The 3,390-nt window shown below is 72.5% G+C and carries 3 protein-coding genes; all 3 read right to left on the minus strand.

All coding sequences use genetic code 11. The features are described from left to right. Positions 1-39: 39 nt before the first annotated feature. Positions 40-1,575: an ABC transporter substrate-binding protein gene (locus H5J30_RS22925; RefSeq protein ID WP_181789273.1), complete on the minus strand. Its 1,536-nt coding sequence runs from the start codon at positions 1,573-1,575 to the stop codon at positions 40-42. Positions 1,576-1,647: 72 nt separating this feature from the next. Beyond that, positions 1,648-2,595, minus strand: a complete 948-nt coding sequence (locus H5J30_RS22930; RefSeq protein ID WP_181789274.1) for an ABC transporter permease — start codon at positions 2,593-2,595, stop codon at positions 1,648-1,650. After that, positions 2,596-3,390: ABC transporter permease (locus H5J30_RS22935; protein WP_181789275.1), on the minus strand; the 795-nt coding region annotated here is incomplete at its 5' end.

Genomic DNA, 3,390 nt, shown 5'->3' on the forward strand with positions numbered 1-3,390 from the left:
ACCGGCCACCGCCCACCGCCAACTGCCCACCGCCCCCCGCTACGCGGTACGCGTGCGGGTGAGGTCGAGGAAGTCGCGCTTGTCGACGGCGTAGCCGCTGACGTTCCGGTCCAGCGCGGCCAGCGAGGGCCTGGTGGCGATGCCGACGGCCCACGCCTCGTCGACCAGCACCGCGTTCAGCTCCGCGTACGCCGTGGCCTGCGCGTCGGGTGTGAGCGCGGTGCGGCTCGCCTCGACGGCGGCGGCGTAGCGGGCGGGTACGCGGGCGCCCATCATCACGTTGTCCTCGGTGGGCAGCATCTGCCGCCCGCGGGAGATCAGCGACGGGCTTTGCAGGTTGTTCGGCTGCGCGGCGATGCAGCAGTCCAGTTCGCCGGCGAACAGCGCGTCGAGGAACGCCGTCTCCTCCATCGGCTTGAGCGTCAGCTCGAAGCCGATCTTCTCGAAGTCGGCCTGGATCGCCTGCACGATGTCCTTGGCGCCCGGTTCGGGACCGAACGCCGCGGTCGCCTTTCGCGGCCCTCCGGCGGTGTCCAGCAGCTTCTTCGCCGCGTCGAGGTCGAAGCCGTGCGAGTCGAGGTAGCCGGCGTCGAACGCCGGGGACTCCGGCATGAACGCGGTGTAGACGGGCTTGCCGAGCCCGAAGCGCACCTGGTCGATGATCCGTTCGCGGTCGATCGCGCGGGCGAGGGCCTGCCGCACCTTCTTGTCGGCGAACGGCGGCCGGGCGCCGTTCATGAAGAACAGGTCCATCCGGCCCGCGCCCTGGACCAGCTTGTAGCGGTCGCGCAGCCGGTCGGCGTTGCGCAGCGACAGGTACAGCGCGCCGTCGAGGTCGCCCGACTCCAGCGCACTGACGAGGGACTCCTCGTCGCGGAAGAAGCGGAACTCGACCTCGTCCAGCCGCGGTTCGCCGCTCTTCCAGAAGTCGGGGTTCTTCTTCAGCCGCAGCAGCCGGTCCCGCCGGAAGTCTTCCAGCAGGAACGGGCCGGAGCCCGCCGGCTCCTTCTCCAGCAGGGCGACGTCGTTCCGCTTCGCCGGCACCAGCGGGAAGGCGAACATCCAGTCCAGGACCAGCTCGTCGGGCACGGCCTCGGCGAAGTCCAGCCGCACGGTGCGGTCGTCCTCGGCGGTGGCGCGGTCGATGAACGCGGTCGTGGCAGCCAGCGTGAACCCCGCCTCGGGGTCCTTGGCCCGCTCGACGCCCGCGACGACGTCGGCGGCGGTGACCGCCTGGCCGGACTGGAACCCGCTCTTGCGGAGCGTCACGGTCACGGACTTCTTGTCCTCCGCGAACTCCCACTTCGAGGCGGCCGCGGGCGTGGCCGTGTAGTCGTCGGTGTAGTCGAGGAGGTAGGCGTAGAAGGTGTGGATGTGCAGCGCGGTGTTCGTCTGGTACGGGTCGAACTGCATGATCTGCGTGGTGCCGAGGGTCAGCCGGCCGGACGCGCCGCCGGACCGGCTGCCCTCTCCGCAGGCGGTCAGCAGCGGTACCCCGGTCAGCGAGCCGGCTCCGGTCAGACCGGCGGCCTTGAGCAGGGAACGCCGGCTGAGCCGCGGCGCGGGTCGTGCCATGGCAGGACTCCTTTGACGTAGTGCGGGCGCGGGTGTCGGGAGGAGTGGGGTGCGGAGGAGTCGGGGCGGCGGTCAGGCGAGCCGGATCCGCGGGTCGAGGTAGGCGTAGAGGACGTCGACCAGCAGGTTGAGGCAGAGGAAGGCGGCCACGACGAAGAGCACGCCGCCCTGCACGACCGCGTAGTCGCGCTCGCCGATCGAGGTGTAGAGGAGGCGGCCGAGGCCCGGGTAGTTGAAGACGGCCTCGATGACGACGGTGCCGCCGAGGAAGCCGCCGAGCTGGATGCCGACGACGGTGACGGTCGGCAGCGCGGCGTTGCGCAGCGCGTGCCGGCGTACGACGTACCGCTCCGGCACGCCCTTGGCCCGCGCGGTACGGATGTAGTCCCGGCCCATCACCTCGTGCAGCGAGGCGGCCAGGAAGCGGGCGAGCACGCTGGAGGCGTGCACGGCGACGGCGAGCGCGGGCAGGATCGTGGCGCGTACCGCACCCGCAGGGTCGCTGAGCAGCGGCACGTAGTCGCTGGCCGCGGGGAGCGCGCCGAGTTGCACGGCGAAGACGATGATGAGCAGCAGGCCGAGCCAGAAGGCGGGGATCGCGAGCCCCGCGGTGAGGTACGCGTCGGCGGCGCGGCCGGCCCACGAGCGGGGGCGGAGCGCGACGACGGTGCCGACCGGGATGCCGATGAGCAGGGTCAGCGCCATGGCGAAGGCGGCGAGCTGCCCGGTGGCGGGGACGGTGTCGAGAAGGGTCGACAGGACGGTCTCGGCGGAGAAGTACGAGTCGCCGAGGTCGCCGGTGAGCGCGTTGCCGAGCCAGGTGACGTACTGCTGGACCACCGAGTCGTCCAGGCCGAGGCGCTCACGGGTGGCGGCCAGTTCTGCCGGGGCGGCGTCGGGGCCGGTGAGGACGGTCGCCGGGTCGCCGGGCAGCGCGAAGACGAACGCCCAGACGGCGAGGGAGCCGAGGAACAGCACGAGGGCGAACTGCAGCAGCCGCCGGATGACGTACGCGTACATCTAGATCGTCCCTTCCCGCGCCCCGCCGGTCACGGCCGTGCCGAAGGCCCGTTGCAGCCCGCGCCCCACCCGGTCGAGGCAGAAGACGGTGAACGCGAGGCAGAGCCCGGGGAAGACGCCGTACCAGGGGCTCTGGTGCAGGTACGCGCGGGCCTCCTGGAGCATCCCGCCCCACGAGGGCGCGGGCGGCGGGGTACCGAGGCCCAGGAGGCTGAGGCCGGATTCGACGACGACCGCGAGCGAGGCGGTGACGACGAGCTGGACGAGGATGGGGCCGAGGACGTTCGGCAGCACGGTGCGGACCATGGTGTCGGCGGCCGGTGCGCCCATCCCGCGGGAGGCGACGACGAAGTCGCGCTCCCGGATGGAGAGCGTGGCGGCGCGGGTGAGCCGGGCGAACTCCGGTACGGCGCCGATGCCGATGGCGAGGATGAGGTTCAGCCGGCCGGGACCGAGGACGGCGATGATGACGAGCGCGAGCAGGATCCCGGGCACCGCCAGCAGCAGGTCGGTCAGCCGCATGGCGACGGCGTCGGCCCAGCGGCCGACGTAGCCGGCGACGAGGCCGAGCGGCACGCCGGCGAGCGCGCCGAGGGCGGCGGCGCCGAAGCCGACGAGCAGCGAGGCCCGGGTGCCGTGGATGACGCGGGAGGCGATGTCGCGGCCGAGTTCGTCGGTGCCCAGGAGGTGGGTGGCGGAGGGGCCGAGGAGGTTGTCGGCGCCCTGCTCGTTGGGGTCGAAGGGGGCCACCCAGGGGGCGAGGAGGGCGAGGAGTACGAGCAGCAGCAGCCCGGC

It is taken from the genome of Streptomyces phytophilus (assembly GCF_013870535.1).
In the GTDB taxonomy this organism is placed as follows: Bacteria; Actinomycetota; Actinomycetes; order Streptomycetales; family Streptomycetaceae; genus Streptomyces; species Streptomyces phytophilus.

Bases quoted from the DNA above. Each gene is read 5' to 3' on its own strand.
- H5J30_RS22925 (WP_181789273.1), bottom strand. From the start codon at position 1,575: ATGGCACGACCCGCGCCGCGGCTCAGCCGGCGTTCCCTGCTCAAGGCC.
- H5J30_RS22930 (WP_181789274.1), bottom strand. From the start codon at position 2,595: ATGTACGCGTACGTCATCCGGCGGCTGCTGCAGTTCGCCCTCGTGCTG.